This is a genomic window from Burkholderia sp. AU33423, assembly GCF_002223135.1.
Classification (GTDB): domain Bacteria; phylum Pseudomonadota; class Gammaproteobacteria; order Burkholderiales; family Burkholderiaceae; genus Burkholderia; species Burkholderia lata_D.
Genome location: NZ_NKFH01000004.1, coordinates 682,216 through 695,818, shown reverse-complemented (window position 1 = coordinate 695,818; position 13,603 = coordinate 682,216). Strand labels below are relative to the sequence as shown.

Annotated in this window: 12 protein-coding genes; 6 read left to right on the top strand and 6 right to left on the bottom strand. The window is 67.8% G+C overall.

Annotation, left to right across the window (positions count from 1 at the left end; all coding sequences use genetic code 11):
- Positions 1-293 precede the first annotated feature (293 nt).
- Positions 294-1,442, top strand: coding sequence for a branched-chain amino acid ABC transporter substrate-binding protein (locus tag CFB50_RS06000; protein WP_069247514.1), 1,149 nt, complete (start codon positions 294-296; stop codon positions 1,440-1,442).
- A gap of 137 nt (positions 1,443-1,579) precedes the next feature.
- Here CFB50_RS06000 and CFB50_RS05995 read toward each other — a convergent pair whose 3' ends face one another.
- Positions 1,580-2,329, bottom strand: coding sequence for a FadR/GntR family transcriptional regulator (locus CFB50_RS05995; protein WP_069247513.1), 750 nt, complete (start codon positions 2,327-2,329; stop codon positions 1,580-1,582).
- A 358-nt stretch (positions 2,330-2,687) separates the two neighbouring features.
- Here CFB50_RS05995 and gudD point away from each other — a divergent pair, with 358 nt between their 5' ends.
- A complete protein-coding gene (gene gudD, locus CFB50_RS05985) occupies positions 2,688-4,040 on the top strand; it encodes a glucarate dehydratase (RefSeq protein WP_069247512.1) in 1,353 nt (450 codons plus the stop codon).
- A gap of 92 nt (positions 4,041-4,132) precedes the next feature.
- On the opposite strand, the gene CFB50_RS05980 is transcribed toward gudD, so the two are convergent.
- The 3 genes from CFB50_RS05980 to CFB50_RS05970 form a co-directional block, all read right to left on the bottom strand.
- The gene (locus CFB50_RS05980; protein ID WP_089445227.1) at positions 4,133-4,597 is read right to left on the bottom strand and encodes a DUF2214 family protein; all 465 of its coding nucleotides are present in this window, start codon (positions 4,595-4,597) and stop codon (positions 4,133-4,135) included.
- Positions 4,598-4,636: 39 nt separating this feature from the next.
- On the bottom strand, positions 4,637-5,443 hold the full coding sequence (locus CFB50_RS05975) for a hypothetical protein (protein ID WP_089445226.1): 807 nt from the start codon (positions 5,441-5,443) through the stop codon (positions 4,637-4,639).
- 236 nt (positions 5,444-5,679) lie between these two features.
- Complete coding sequence (locus CFB50_RS05970) at positions 5,680-6,744, bottom strand: glycosyltransferase family 4 protein (RefSeq protein WP_006476459.1); 1,065 nt, start codon at positions 6,742-6,744, stop codon at positions 5,680-5,682.
- 564 nt (positions 6,745-7,308) lie between these two features.
- Here CFB50_RS05970 and CFB50_RS05965 point away from each other — a divergent pair.
- Positions 7,309-9,141 (top strand): ABC transporter ATP-binding protein, encoded by a 1,833-nt coding sequence (locus CFB50_RS05965; protein ID WP_069247509.1) that lies wholly within the window; start codon positions 7,309-7,311, stop codon positions 9,139-9,141.
- Between the two features lie 77 nt (positions 9,142-9,218).
- Here CFB50_RS05965 and otsA read toward each other — a convergent pair whose 3' ends face one another.
- Both otsA and otsB read right to left on the bottom strand, forming a co-directional pair.
- A complete protein-coding gene (gene otsA, locus CFB50_RS05960) occupies positions 9,219-10,598 on the bottom strand; it encodes an alpha,alpha-trehalose-phosphate synthase (UDP-forming) (protein ID WP_089445225.1) in 1,380 nt (459 codons plus the stop codon).
- Complete coding sequence (gene otsB, locus CFB50_RS05955; protein ID WP_089445224.1) at positions 10,595-11,347, bottom strand: trehalose-phosphatase; 753 nt, start codon at positions 11,345-11,347, stop codon at positions 10,595-10,597. Before otsB ends, otsA begins: the two co-directional genes overlap by 4 nt.
- A gap of 281 nt (positions 11,348-11,628) precedes the next feature.
- Between otsB and CFB50_RS05950 the strand changes: the two genes are divergently transcribed.
- From CFB50_RS05950 to CFB50_RS05940, 3 genes are read left to right on the top strand one after another with little or no spacing between them, the layout of a single operon-like run.
- Positions 11,629-12,264, top strand: coding sequence for an SCO family protein (locus tag CFB50_RS05950; protein ID WP_089445223.1), 636 nt, complete (start codon positions 11,629-11,631; stop codon positions 12,262-12,264).
- Between the two features lie 12 nt (positions 12,265-12,276).
- Entirely contained in the window at positions 12,277-12,723 is a 447-nt protein-coding gene (locus CFB50_RS05945) for a copper chaperone PCu(A)C (RefSeq protein ID WP_069247505.1), read from the top strand.
- 10 nt (positions 12,724-12,733) lie between these two features.
- Entirely contained in the window at positions 12,734-13,603 is an 870-nt protein-coding gene (locus CFB50_RS05940) for a cytochrome c oxidase assembly protein (RefSeq protein ID WP_089445222.1), read from the top strand.

Genomic DNA, 13,603 nt, shown 5'->3' with positions numbered 1-13,603 from the left:
CCGTTCGCGACGGGAAACTCCCGATACCGGCTGCCGCCGCACGCGCGGAAGCTATGCGCAAATCCGCACCGAATGCGCGGCGAATTGCCAAGACCCGGGCATATCGGCGACCTATATATCGAGGCGATCGGGGCTCTTCTTCGCGGAGCCTGACGGGAGATTCTTCCGAGGATAACGATGCCGACCTCCCCGCCCGATTCCGAGAAGCGGTCGAACCGCCCGCCCGTCGCACGCGTCCGGCCCGCCCGGGCGCATGCGGTACTCACTCGCAGGTATCGAACAAGAGGAACAACATGAAATTCCGTCATTCCCTGCTGTCGGTGTCGATTGCATCCGCGCTTGCCCTTCTCTCGCAACAGGCCGCCCAGGCCGCCGATACGACCGACGTGAAGGTCGGCTTCGCCGCGCCGCTCACGGGCGTGAACGCCGGCTACGGCAAGGATCTGCAGAACGGCGTGCAGCTCGCGCTCGACGATGCCGCCGCGCAGAAGGTGCAGATCGCCGGCAAGCCTGCCCACTTCAACCTCGTCGTGCAGGATGACCAGGCCGACCCGCGCATCGGTGTGCAGGCCGCGCAGGCGCTCGTCGACCAGAACGTGTCGGTCGTGGTCGGCCACTTCAACTCGGGGACGACGATTCCGGCGTCGGTCGTCTACGACAAGGCCGGCATCCCGGTGATCGATCCGGCCGCGACCAACCCGACGCTCACCGCGCGCGGGCTCGCGAACATGTTCATGGTGATCGCGACCGACGGCCAGAACGCCGGCAACGCGGGCAAGTACGCGGTCGACGTGACGAAGGCGAAGCGCATCGCGATCATCGACGACCGCACCGCGTTCGGCCAGGGCGAGGCCGACGAGTTCGAGAAGGCCGTGAAGGCCGCGGGCGGCAACCTCATCGGCCGCGAATTCACCAGCAACCAGGCGGTCGACTTCCGCGCGCAGATCACGAGCCTGAAGGCGAAGAACCCCGACCTGATCTTCTTCGGCGGCCTCGATTCGCTCGCCGCGAACTTCATCAAGCAGATGCGCCAGCTCGGGCTGAACGCGCAGTTCGTCGGCGGCGGCGGCGTGAAGGACAACGAGTTCATCAAGATCGCGGGCCCGGCCGCCGAAGGCGCGATGGCGTGGGAATACGGCCGGCCGCTCGACGAGCTGCCGCAGGGGAAGGATTTCGAACAGCGCTTCAAGAAGCGCTTCGGCGTCGACGTGCTGTCGTACGCGCAGTTCGGCTATGACGCCGCGTGGGCGGCAATCAAGGCGATGCAGGCGGCCGGCTCGACCGACCCGAAGGTCTATCGCCCGGCGCTGAAGAAGATCGACTTCGAAGGCGTCACCGGCCGCATCTCGTTCGCCAACGACGGCTCGCTGAAGAGCGGGATGTCGACGCTGTACCAGGTGAAGAGCGGCGCGTGGAAGACGATCACGACGAAGGGAGGCTGATCGGCGGTGCCGGCGGCCGGCGGCGGCAACGCCGCCCGGCCCCGGTGATCGATGAACGGATATCGATCTTGTATGACGACTGATGTTGAGGCGATTCGACCGGGCCGGCGGCACTGTGGGCCGCGCCGCCCGGTGCGTCAGCCGGCCTCGGCCTCGGCGGCCTCGTGCGCGCGGCGCAGCCGTTCGCGGCTGTTGGTGAGGTGCGTGCGCATCGCCGCGCGTGCCGCTTCCGGGTCGTGGCGCGCGATCGCCTCGTAGATATCCTCGTGTTCGTGGTTCAGCCGGCCGACGTAGCGCTCCAGATCGTCGCCGGCAAAGCGGGCCGAATTCACGCGCGTGCGCGGAATGATCGACGTGCCGAGCTGCGTCATGATGTCGACGAAATAGCGGTTGCCGGTGGACTGCGCGATCTGCAGGTGGAACTGGAAGTCGAGCTGCGCCGTGTCGCGGCCGCCGCCCGCCCCCGATGCGATCGCGTCGAGCGCGCGCCGCAGCGCGGCCAGGTCGGTATCGTTCGCGCGTTGCGCGGCAAGGCTCGCGCATTCGCTTTCGAGGCTGATGCGCAGTTCCAGCACCGCGAGCACGTCGCGCAGCGTCGTGATCGTCGCCGGGTCGATGCCGAGCGTCTGGCGGCGCGACGGCTCCAGCACGAAGCTGCCGATGCCGTGGCGCGTTTCGATGAGGCCGCTCGCCTGCATCCGCGAGATCGCCTCGCGCACGACCGTCCGGCTCACGCCCTGCGCCGCCATGACTTCGGTTTCGGTCGGCAGCTTGTCGCCGGGACGCAGCGTGCCGTTTTCGATCTGCGCGGTCAGCGCGTCGACGACATCTTGTGCGAGGCTGCGTGCGCGACGGCGCGGCGCTGCGGGAAGCGTAGGCACGGACATGAGGCCGGTTCCTTTTTGAATGATCGTAATGTGAGCCGAGGGTTTACGCGGGGTTTGAGCGAAAGCCGATGATTCATTATACTGCGTCACAAGTCATCCGACGACTGATGATCGAAACACGGATCTCCTGTCGACTCAAGCGCGCAGTCCAGCGCCGCCTGGTCCCATGCCTTACGATCGGCCAGCGTTCGCGTTCTGCGCTCCGCTGGTCAGGTTGTCGCCCCCACCCCGTTTCGGGTTGCGTCGACCTGCGGGGCTTGCGCGCCGCGCATGTCGGTTGTCGAATGATCGCACCTCCCGTCGCGCGCGGCAAAGCTTTTGCCGCACGGCATTGCCCACCCTTTCGCCATCGCCGCCCATGAACGCCGTCACTGCCTCGCCCTCCCACGACACGCCGCGTATCGTCGACCTGCAAGCGATTCCGGTCGCCGGCCACGACAGCATGCTGCTCAACCTGAGCGGCGCACACGGCCCGTTCTTCACCCGCAACCTCGTGATCCTGAAGGACAGCGCGGGCCGCACCGGCGTCGGTGAAGTCCCGGGCGGCGAAAGCATCCGCCGCACGCTCGACGATGCGCGCGCGCTCGTCGTCGGCCAGCCGGTCGGCAATTACCACGCGGTGCTCAACGACGTGCGGCGCACCTTCGCCGACCGCGACGCGAGCGGCCGCGGGCTGCAGACCTTCGACCTGCGCACGACGATCCACGCGGTCACCGCGCTCGAAGCCGCGCTGCTCGACCTGCTCGGCCAGCATCTCGGCGTGCCGGTCGCCGCGCTGCTCGGCGAGGGCCAGCAGCGCGAGCGCGTCGAAATGCTCGGCTATCTGTTCTACATCGGCGACCGCACGAAGACCGCCCTCGCCTACCGCGACGGCCGCGGCGCGACCGACGACTGGACGCGCGTGCGCGACGAAGCCGCGCTGACGCCCGAGGCCGTCGTGCGGCTTGCCGAGGCCGCACATGCGCGCTACGGCTTCAACGACTTCAAGCTGAAGGGCGGCGTATTCGAAGGCGCGAGCGAGATCGAGGCCGTGACGGCGCTCGCCGAGCGCTTCCCCGACGCGCGCGTGACGCTCGACCCGAACGGTGCGTGGTCGCTCGACGAGGCCGTGCGGCTGTGCCGCGACCAGCATCACGTGCTTGCGTACGCGGAAGATCCGTGCGGCGCGGAGAACGGCTACTCGGGCCGCGAGGTGATGGCCGAATTCCGCCGCGCGACCGGGCTGCCGACCGCCACCAACATGATTGCGACCGACTGGCGGCAAATGGGTCACGCGGTGCAGTTGCAGGCCGTCGACATCCCGCTCGCCGATCCGCACTTCTGGACGATGCAGGGTTCGGTGCGCGTCGCGCAGATGTGCCGCGACTGGGGCCTCACGTGGGGCTCGCATTCGAACAACCACTTCGACGTGTCGCTCGCGATGTTCACGCACGTCGCGGCCGCAGCACCAGGCCAGGTCACCGCGATCGACACGCACTGGATCTGGCAGGACGGCGAGCGGCTGACGCGCGAACCGCTGAAGATCGAGAACGGGCTGGTAGAGGTGCCGAAGCGGCCGGGGCTCGGCATCGATATCGACATGGATGCCGTCGCGGTCGCGCACGAGCTGTACAAGCAGCACGGGCTGGGTGCCCGCGACGACGCGGCGGCGATGCAGTATTTGATTCCCGGTTGGACCTTCAACAACAAGCGCCCCTGCCTCGTGCGCTGAGCGTGGGACGGACCGGGCGGCAGGGTCGCCCGGTCGAGCCTGGGCCCCACCTACCCGGCCACGCCTAGCCGGCCGCACCTACCCGGCCAGGCCTAGCCGGCCGCCCCAATCCCCCGCGCCATCCCCGACGCGGCGAACACGATGACGATCACGAGCACCGCCTGCCAATGGCCGATCCGCACATAGGTGCGCGCGCGGCCGAGATCGGGCATCTGCTGCTGCCGCGCGGCGATGCGCCACCGGATCAGCCCGAGCATCGGCACGACCTCGAGCAGCAGGATCAGCACGAGCGCGGTCATCTTCAGGTGAAAGAGCGGTTCGTGCAGGTAGTACGCGGCGCCTTTCTCGAAACCGCCGAACGCGCGCATCAGGCCCGTCACGATCAGCACGAGCGCCGACAGCCCCCACGCGGCATCCGCCTTGAATACGCCGGGCAGGTCGGCCGCCTGCGCCGACGCGATGAGCCGGCGCAACGCGCGGTTACGCCCCGCGATCGCGGCAAACGCGACGCCGAACGCACTCAGGTGAATGGCAGCCAGCAACCAGCGGACGATCATCACGCCTCCCTGTCGCCCGCATGCCGTGCACGGGACGTGTCAGACGATCTGTTTGAGCGCGGCGTCGAGCGCGAGCACCGCGACGCGGTCGCCTTCGGTCGCGAGCGGCGCACGCATGACGACCTGCCGGTTGTGGCCGACGGCCGCCGGCGAATCCCACAGCAGTTCGACCTTCGGTCGATTGAAGAAGCTGCCGCGGCGTGGCGGCACGACGGCCGGCTGCGCGTCCGATGCACCCTCGCCTGCGGCAGGCGCCGCCTGGCCGGGCCAGCGCACCGACAGTTCGCGCGCATCGTACTGGCCGACCTTGCGGCTTTCCATCCACACGATCGCAGTGCGCGTCAGCACGTCGAGCGAAATCGCATAACGGCCGACCGCGAAGCGCCGGGCGGCCACGTTGGTCCGCCACAGCGGCCGCGGGCGGCAGATCCAGACGATCGCCGCATAAAGCGCCGGTGCGGCGACGAGCCAGCCGTTGGTCGCCGTCACCGCATGCAGCGCGAGGCGCCAGCCGTCCACCCAGACGAACACGCCGATCGACCAGACCGCGAACAGGAAACCGATCAGCGCGAAGACGCGCAGCGCCTGGCGCAGCCACTGCGGCAGCGGATGAAACGGCCGTTCGGCGCGCGCGACGGCGCCCGGCAGCGCGAGCAACAGGAAGATCAGCAGGAGGTAGACGAATGCCCAGGGCGACGACACCATCGCCGACAGCGACGAGCGATAGCCCATCTGGGACATCGAGAACAGCCAGCGCGCGAGCAGCACGAGACCGATCGCACGCAACGCGAAGATCACACCGGCGCCGGGGGCCGGCGCTGCGCGCGTGGATTTCGTTCTCGCCAAGACTGCTCTCCTCTGGATATTCGTGCGGGGCCGGATTTCACGGCACGGCCATTATAGGGACATTACCGTCTGGACAGACGGACGGATGCCCTGCCGGGCCGCTTCGGGGGCCGTTCGCGGCGTCGGGCGCGGCGAGAATACAACAGATCCGCGCCGTGGATGTGACAACGCCCCGCCGGGAACCCGGACGGGGCGTCGATGGCAAGCCGCCCGCCGCAACGCGGCGGCGGCCGCGATCAGCTTGCGTTGACTTCGCGAAGCACCGTGCGACGCTTCTGGCGCAGCAGTTCCTCGTAGCCCTTCACGTAGTTCTGCGCCATCACCTTCGACGAGAAGCGGGCTTCGAACGCGGCGCGGACCTTCTCGCGCGGCAGCGTATCGAGGCGCTTGAGCGCGGCAACGGCCGACAGTTCGTCTTCGACGACGAAGCCCGACACGCCGTTGTCGATCACTTCCGGCACCGAGCCGCGCTTGAACGCGATCACCGGCGTGCCGCAAGCCATCGCCTCGATCATCACCAGGCCGAAGGGCTCCGGCCAGTCGATCGGGAACAGCAGCGCGTGCGCGTTGCCGAGGAATTCGGTCTTTTCGGATTCGCTGATTTCGCCGATGTACTCGACGTGCGGCAGCGCGAACAGCGGCTTGATCTTCTCTTCGTAGTACGCGCGGTCAGCCTTGTCGAGCTTCGCGGCGATCTTGATCGGCAGGCCGGCCTGCTCGGCGATGCGGATCGCCGTGTCGACGCGCTTCTCCGGCGAGATGCGGCCCAGGAACGCGAGGTAGCTCGGCTTGACGTTCGGGATCGGCGTCAGCAGGTTTTCCGGAAGGCCGTGGTAGACGGTCGACAGCCAGTTCGCCTGCGGCAGCGGGATGCGCTGGTTGTCGGAGATCGACACGACCGGCACGTCGCTGAATGCGTTGAAGATCGGCTGCAGTTCCGGCAGGTCGAGACGGCCGTGCATCGTCGTCAGATGCGGGACCGGCTGGCGCGAGAACAGCGAGAACGGGTAGTAGTCGATGTGGCAGTGCAGGACATCGAACTCTTCCGCGCGGCGGCGCACCTGCTCGAGGAGCAGCATGTGCGGCGCCATCACGTCGCGGATCGTCGGGTCGAGGCGCAGCGCCTGCGGCCAGCAGGCTTCGAGCTTCGCGGAGGTTTGCGAATCGCCGCTCGCGAAGAGCGTCACGTCATGCCCCATCTCGACAAGTGCTTCGGTGAGGTAGGACACCACTCGCTCGGTACCACCGTACAGTTTCGGGGGCACCGCTTCGTGCAACGGAGCGATTTGGGCGATTCGCATGCGTAACTCCTAAAAAATCGGCTAAAAACCAGGTATGGGTCGGCAACCTGCCGGCGGTCCGGGCTGGATGCATGTCGTCCGAAAGATCGGACGAATCAGCCTGCCGGGGGCGTCAAACCCGCGCTGCTCAAGGAGCGTCGGCGACGCGACAGGCATAGAACGTTTGAAACGAAGACCCGTTGACAGGGGTTCGTAAAAAACCTGGAATCGAACCCGGAGCCGATTATCTAGGGTTAATCCCGATACGGCGCACAACATTTCAAACACTTTACTTTGTTACAAAGGCGCAACACTTTGCAACCCGCGGACTTGGGTGTCCGTTCTAGAGTGGAAGGCCCTTTTGGCATTCCTTGCCCCCGTGACCGCCGGCAGCGTGATTCCGGCACATGAGGCAGGACGGGATGCCGGATTTTATCTCAAAATCGACCGCGAGCCCCTGGCCAAGGCAAGATTCGCGCAGCGCGACACGCGGGCTTGTTTACAATGCCGGATTATTCAGTCCGGGCGAACGCCGGCCTGCGATCCAGCCGCCACGCTCACTCACCGAATCACCGCACGCATATTTTGGAATCTCTCACCCCTGCCCAGCGCAACGCCCACAACGCGAAGCTGTCGAGCTACGCGCATCGACCGATCGCGTTCCTGTTCCGCTACATCCGCCTGCATCCCGTCGCCCACCTGATCGTGCTCGGCAGCGTGCTGGCCGCCGTCGGCTGCGCGCTCGGCTCGCAATACGCGATCAAGCACCTGATCGACGTGCTGGCGACCGGGCGGCATCACCCCGGCCCGCTGTGGAGCGCGTTCGCGCTGCTCGTCGGGCTGATCGCGGCCGACAACCTGCTTTGGCGCGTCGGCGGCTGGTTCGCCGCGCACACGTTCGTCGCGGTCACCGGCGACCTGCGGCGTGACCTGTTCCAGTATCTGATCGGCCATTCGCCCACCTACTACGCCGAAAAGCAGCCCGGCACGCTGGCGAGCCGCATCACGGCCACGTCGAACGCGGTCTACACGTCGGAGAACACGATGGCGTGGAACGTGCTGCCGCCGTGCATCGCGGTGATGGGCGCGATCCTGATGATCATCGTCGTCAATCCGATGATGGCGGCCGGCCTGCTCGGCTGTTCGGCCGTGCTGTCCGTCATCCTGTTCAAGCTCGCCGGGCGCGGCTCGGCCCGCCACCACGCGTTCGCGGCGAAGGCCGCGGCGGTCGACGGCGAGCTCGTCGACGTGATCGGCAACATGGGCCTCGTGCGTGCGTTCGGGATGACGCTGCGCGAACAGAAACGCTTCGGCGCGACGGTCAAGGCCGAGATGGATGCGCGCCAGCAGAGCCTGCTCTATCTCGAGAAGCTGCGCCTGCTGCACGCGGTGATCACCGCGATGCTGTCCGCCGGCCTGCTCGGCTGGGCGCTGTGGCTGTGGGACCAGGGCCGCGCGACGTCGGGCGACATCGTGCTCGTCAGCTCGCTCGGCTTCACGATCCTGCACGGCACGCGCGATCTCGCGGTCGCGCTCGTCGACGTCACGCAGCACATCGCGCGCCTGTCCGAGGCGGTCAAGACGCTGCTCGAGCCGCACGGGATGCCGGACAGCTCCGACGCGCAGCCGCTGTCAGCCAAGGGCGGCCGCGTCGATTTCGAGCGCGTGACGTTCGCCTATCCGCACCGCCGCGCGATCCTCGACCACTTCGACCTTCGTATCGAGCCGGGCCAGCGCGTCGGCCTGATCGGCAAGTCGGGCGCCGGCAAGTCGACCGTGCTCGCGCTGCTGCAGCGTTTCTACGACACGCAGGACGGCGCCGTGAAGGTCGACGGCCAGGACGTGAAGACGATCACGCAGGACAGCCTGCGCCACGCGATCGCGCTCGTGCCGCAGGACATCTCGCTGCTGCACCGGACGATCTACGACAACATCGCGTACGGCCGCCCCGAAGCGACCCGTGAGGAAGTGCTCGCCGCCGCGCGCGACGCCCGCTGCGCGGAGTTCATCGAAGCGATGCCGGAAGGCTATGACACGATCGTCGGCGACCGCGGCGTCAAGCTGTCGGGCGGCCAGCGCCAGCGTATCGCGATCGCGCGCGCGATCCTGAAGGATGCGCCGATCCTGCTGCTCGACGAAGCGACGTCCGCGCTCGACAGCGCCTCCGAGGAAGCGATCCAGAGCGCGCTCGACCGCCTGATGGTCGGCCGCACGGTGATCGCGATCGCCCACCGCCTGTCGACGCTGCGCAACTTCGACCGGATCATCGTGATGAACAACGGCAAGGTGATCGACGACGGCCCGCCCGACGTGCTGCGCAACCGCCCGGGCCTGTACCGCGACCTGCTCGCGAAACAGCACGGCCGCCATCACCCGGCCCCCGACGGCAGCACGCCGACCGGCGAACGCGTGGCCTGACACACCGGTCCGCAGCCGACAAAAAAGCCGCAGTGCGCGTCGCACTGCGGCTTTTTTATTACTCGGTGAACCGCCCGTTACGCGTGCTGCAGATCGCGCAGGAAGTTGTCGCGCCACACCGACACGTTGTTCTCGCGAAGCTGCGCGATCATGTCCGTATAACGCGCGCGCCGCTCGGCGAGCGGCATCGTCAGCGCCTGCGACAGCGCATCGGCCATCCCGTCGATATCGATCGGATTGACGATCAGCGCCCCCGTCAGCTCGCGTGCGGCACCCGCGAAGCGCGACAGCACGAGCACGCCCGGATCCTCCGGATTCTGCGCGGACACATACTCCTTCGCGACGAGGTTCATCCCGTCGCGCAGCGGTGTCACGTAGCCGACCCGCGCGAGCCGGTACAGCGCAGCGAGCAGCTGGCGGTCGTACTGGCGATGGATATAGAGGATCGGCGCCCAGTCGAGTTCGGCGAAGCGTCCGTTGATGCGCCCCGACTCCCCTTCGAGCTGCAGGCGGATGTCCTGGTACGCGCGCAGCTCCGCGCGGGTCGACGGTGCGATCTGCAGGAACGACACGCGATTGCGATGCGACGGCTCGTGTTCGAGCAGCTTCTCGAACGCGCGGAAGCGCTCGACGAGCCCCTTCGAGTAATCGAGCCGGTCGACGCTCATGATCAGCTTGCGGCCGCGCAGCGAGGTCGCGAGCGTACGCACCGCCTTGCCGTGCTCGCCGGCCTGCGCGAGCGACGCGATCTCGTCCGGATGCACGCCGATCGGATAGGCGGCCGCGCGCAGCGTCCGGCCGAATGCGCGCACCGTCGCCAGGTGGCCGTCGCGCTCGATCGTGCCGCCCGCTTCCGATTCGACGTAGTCGCAGAACGCGCGCAGGTCGGGTTCGGTCTGGAAGCCGAGCAGGTCGAACGCGCACAGCGACTCGACGAGGTCGCGATGCGGCGGCACGCTGACGAGCACCTGCGCAGCCGGAAACGGGATGTGCAGGAAGAAGCCGATGCGGTTCTTCACGCCGGCCGCGCGCAGCGCGCGCGCGAACGGGATCAGGTGATAGTCGTGCACCCAGATCACGTCGTCGTCCTGCAGCAGCGGCACGAGCTGCTGGGCGAGCCACACGTTCACGCGGCTATAGCCTTCGAACTCGTGACGGTCGTACTGGATCAGGTCGGTGCGGTAGTGAAACGCGGGCCACAGCGTCGCGTTCGAGAAGCCGCGGTAATACTGGTCGTAGTCGCGCCGCGACAGGCCGATGGTCGCGAACGTGACCGGCCCGTGCTCCTCGACGCGGATCTGCGGCGCGCCGGACGCGACGACCTCGCCGCTCCAGCCGAACCACATGCCGCCCGTCTCCTTCAGCGCATCGTAGACGCCGATCGCGAGACCGCCCGCCGCCGGTTCGCCTTCCGAAATCGGCGCGACGCGGTTTGAAACAATGATGAGGCGACTCATGCGTCCGGTTGCCCCGCACCGAGCCAGCGCGCGATCTGCTCATGCAGCGCGTCGACCGAATCGAGCCGCGTGCGGGCAGACGTCTCGCCCGCGCCGACCTTGATCGACAGGCCGCCGCGCGCGTTGACCACCGCGAAGCCCTTCTCGTCGGTCAGGTCGTCGCCCGCGAACACCGGCATACGCCCCGCGAACGGCGGTTCGTCGAGGAACGCAGCGAGCGCGCGCCCCTTGTCGACGCCTTTCGGCTTGATCTCGAACACCATCTTGCCGGGCTGCAGCACATACGCATCGGCGTAGTCGGCGACGAGGCGCTCGGTGGCCGCGCGTGCAGCCGCCTCGCGCTCGGGCGCGTTGCGGTAGTGCAGCGCGACGGCCGCGCCCTTGATTTCGAGCAGCATGCCCGGATGACGGTCGACGACGGCCGCCAGCTCGCGCTCGATGCGCAGCAGGCGTTCGTCGTTGAAGCCGACGCGCTGCGTGTCGCCGTTCGCATCGCGGCGCTCCGCGCCGTGCAGGCCGGCGATCGGCATGCCGGGCATCTTCAGGAATGTGTCGATGTTGTCGATGCCGCGCCCGGACACGATCGCGACCGCGCCGTGCGAGCGGCGCTGCAGCTCGTCGAGCAGCGTCAGCAGCGACGGCGGAACATGAATGCTGTCGGGCGTCGGCGCCAGTTCGACGAGCGTGCCGTCGAAGTCGAAGAAGAACGCGGTGTCGGTCAGGGACAGGGAAGCCGGAACGGATTGCATCGATTCGATAGTGTGAGGGCCGGCCGGCAAACGCCGGGCGGCCGCTGCGCGAATGGAATTGTGCGCATCTTACCGCGCCTGCGCATCGAGATGGGCGAAACCGGTGCGGCGCCGGCGTCGCGCCGCCGCGCGCGTCAACTGCGACATATTGCCCCGCTCTCCCGCGGCGTACGGGTTTCGAAAGGACGCAGGCGCGCGAATTGCGCTACAGTCGCAACCGCCTGCCGCGCGACGCATGGCGCCGCGCCACCGGCCACCATTTCGTCTGATCGAGCCCCTGGATGTCGTCTGCCCGCACCGCGCCGCACCGGCGCTTCTCCCGCCTCATCCGCACGGCCGCGGCCCTCGCCGCCGCCGTGGCGCTCGCCGCGTGCTCGCACGACGAGCCGCGCTGGAACCTGACCAACGTTACCGGCCACCTGCCCGACCTGTCGTTCACGCTGACGGGCGGCGACGGCCATCCCGTCGACGCCGATGCGTTCCACGGCCAGGTCGCGCTCGTCTACTTCGGCTACACGCACTGCCCCGATGTCTGCCCCGAAACGATGGCGCGGCTGATGGAAGTGCTGGCGAAGCTCGGCCCGCAGGCCAACAACGTGCGCATCCTGTTCGTTTCGGTCGATCCTGCGCGCGACACGCCGCAGGCAATGCAATCGTATGTCGCCGCGTTCGACGCCGCGCATGCACGCGGCCTGACCGGCACCGACCGCCAGATCGAGTCGCTCGCGAAACGCTATCGCGTCGCGTACCAGATGGAAAAGCGCGATCCGTCCGGCGGCTACGAAGTCACGCACAGCTCGGCCGTCTACATCTTCGACGCGAGCGGCCGCGCCCGCCTGCTGGCGACCGACCGGGACTCGCCCGACGCCATCGCCGCCGATCTGCGCCGGATCATCGACACCGCCTCCACTACCTGAATTCATCCCGACATGAAAACGAAAACGACCCTCAAGACGCTCGCCCTCCTCGCCGCGCTGTGCGCAGGCGCTCACGCGTATGCCGCCGGCGCGATCACGGCGCAGAATGGCTGGGTGCGCTGGCTGCCGAACAAGCTGCCGGCAGGCGGCTACGTGACGCTCGTGAACACGAGCGACAAGCCGGTCGATCTCGTCGACGTCGGCAGCCCCGACTACGGGATGGCGATGCTGCACCAGACCGTCTCGAATGGCTCGACGCAGAAGATGGAAATGGTCGACAAGCTGACGATCCCCGCGCGCGGCAAGGTCGACATCGCGCCGGGCGGCTACCACTTCATGCTCGAGGAGCCGAAGCACGCGATCAAGCCGGGCGACACCGTGCACCTGCGCCTGAAGTTCTCCGACGGCGAAACGGTCGATGCGCCGTTCGCCGTGAAATCGCCGGCCCAGGCGAAGTGATGCGCGCGCGATGAACCTCCTGTACTGGCTCGATCCGTGGGAACCGTCGCCCACCGTGGTAATCGCGGTGCTGGCCGCCGCCGTGCTGTTCGCACGCGGCGTGAAGAAGGCGAAGGTATCGCCGCTGCGGCAGTTCTCGTTCTGGTTCGGGCTGACGGCGCTCTACATCGCGCTGCATACGCGGCTCGACTATTTCTTCGAGCACGAGTTCTTCCTGCACCGCGCGCAGCACCTCGTGCTGCACCACCTCGGGCCGTTCTTCATTGCGCTGTCGTATCCGGGCGCGGCGATGCGCGCGGGCATTCCGTTCCGCTGGCGGCAGCGTTTCGTGCGCCCCGCGCTCGCGTGGGCGCCCGTGCGCGCGACGCTCGACGTGGTGTTCCATCCCGTCGTCGCGGTCGTGCTGTTCGTCGGGCTGATCTATTTCTGGCTGCTGTCGCCGATCCACTTCATCGCGATGCTCGACTGGCGCCTCTATCGCGTGATGAACTGGAGCATGGTGATCGACGGGCTGCTGTTCTGGTGGCTCGTCGTCGATCCGCGCCCCGCGCCGCCCGCGCGGTTGTCGCCGGGCCGCCGGATCCTGATCGTCGTCGCGGCGATCCCGCCGCAGATCGCGCTCGGCGCGCTGATCTTCTTCACGCCGCACGAGCTGTATCCGATCTATTCGATCTGCGGCCGTGCGTTCACGTGGCTGAGCCCGCTGCGCGACCAGCAGATCGGCGGCCTGCTGCTGTGGATTCCCGGCTCGATGATGAGCGTGATCGGCGCGCTGATCGCGCTGCGCCACTGGCTGCGGCTGTCCGCGCGCGGCCGCCTGATCGATGAACGGGCCGCGCAGTGCGCGGCCCGGCCGCCGGTCGCGCACGCCGCGCACTGA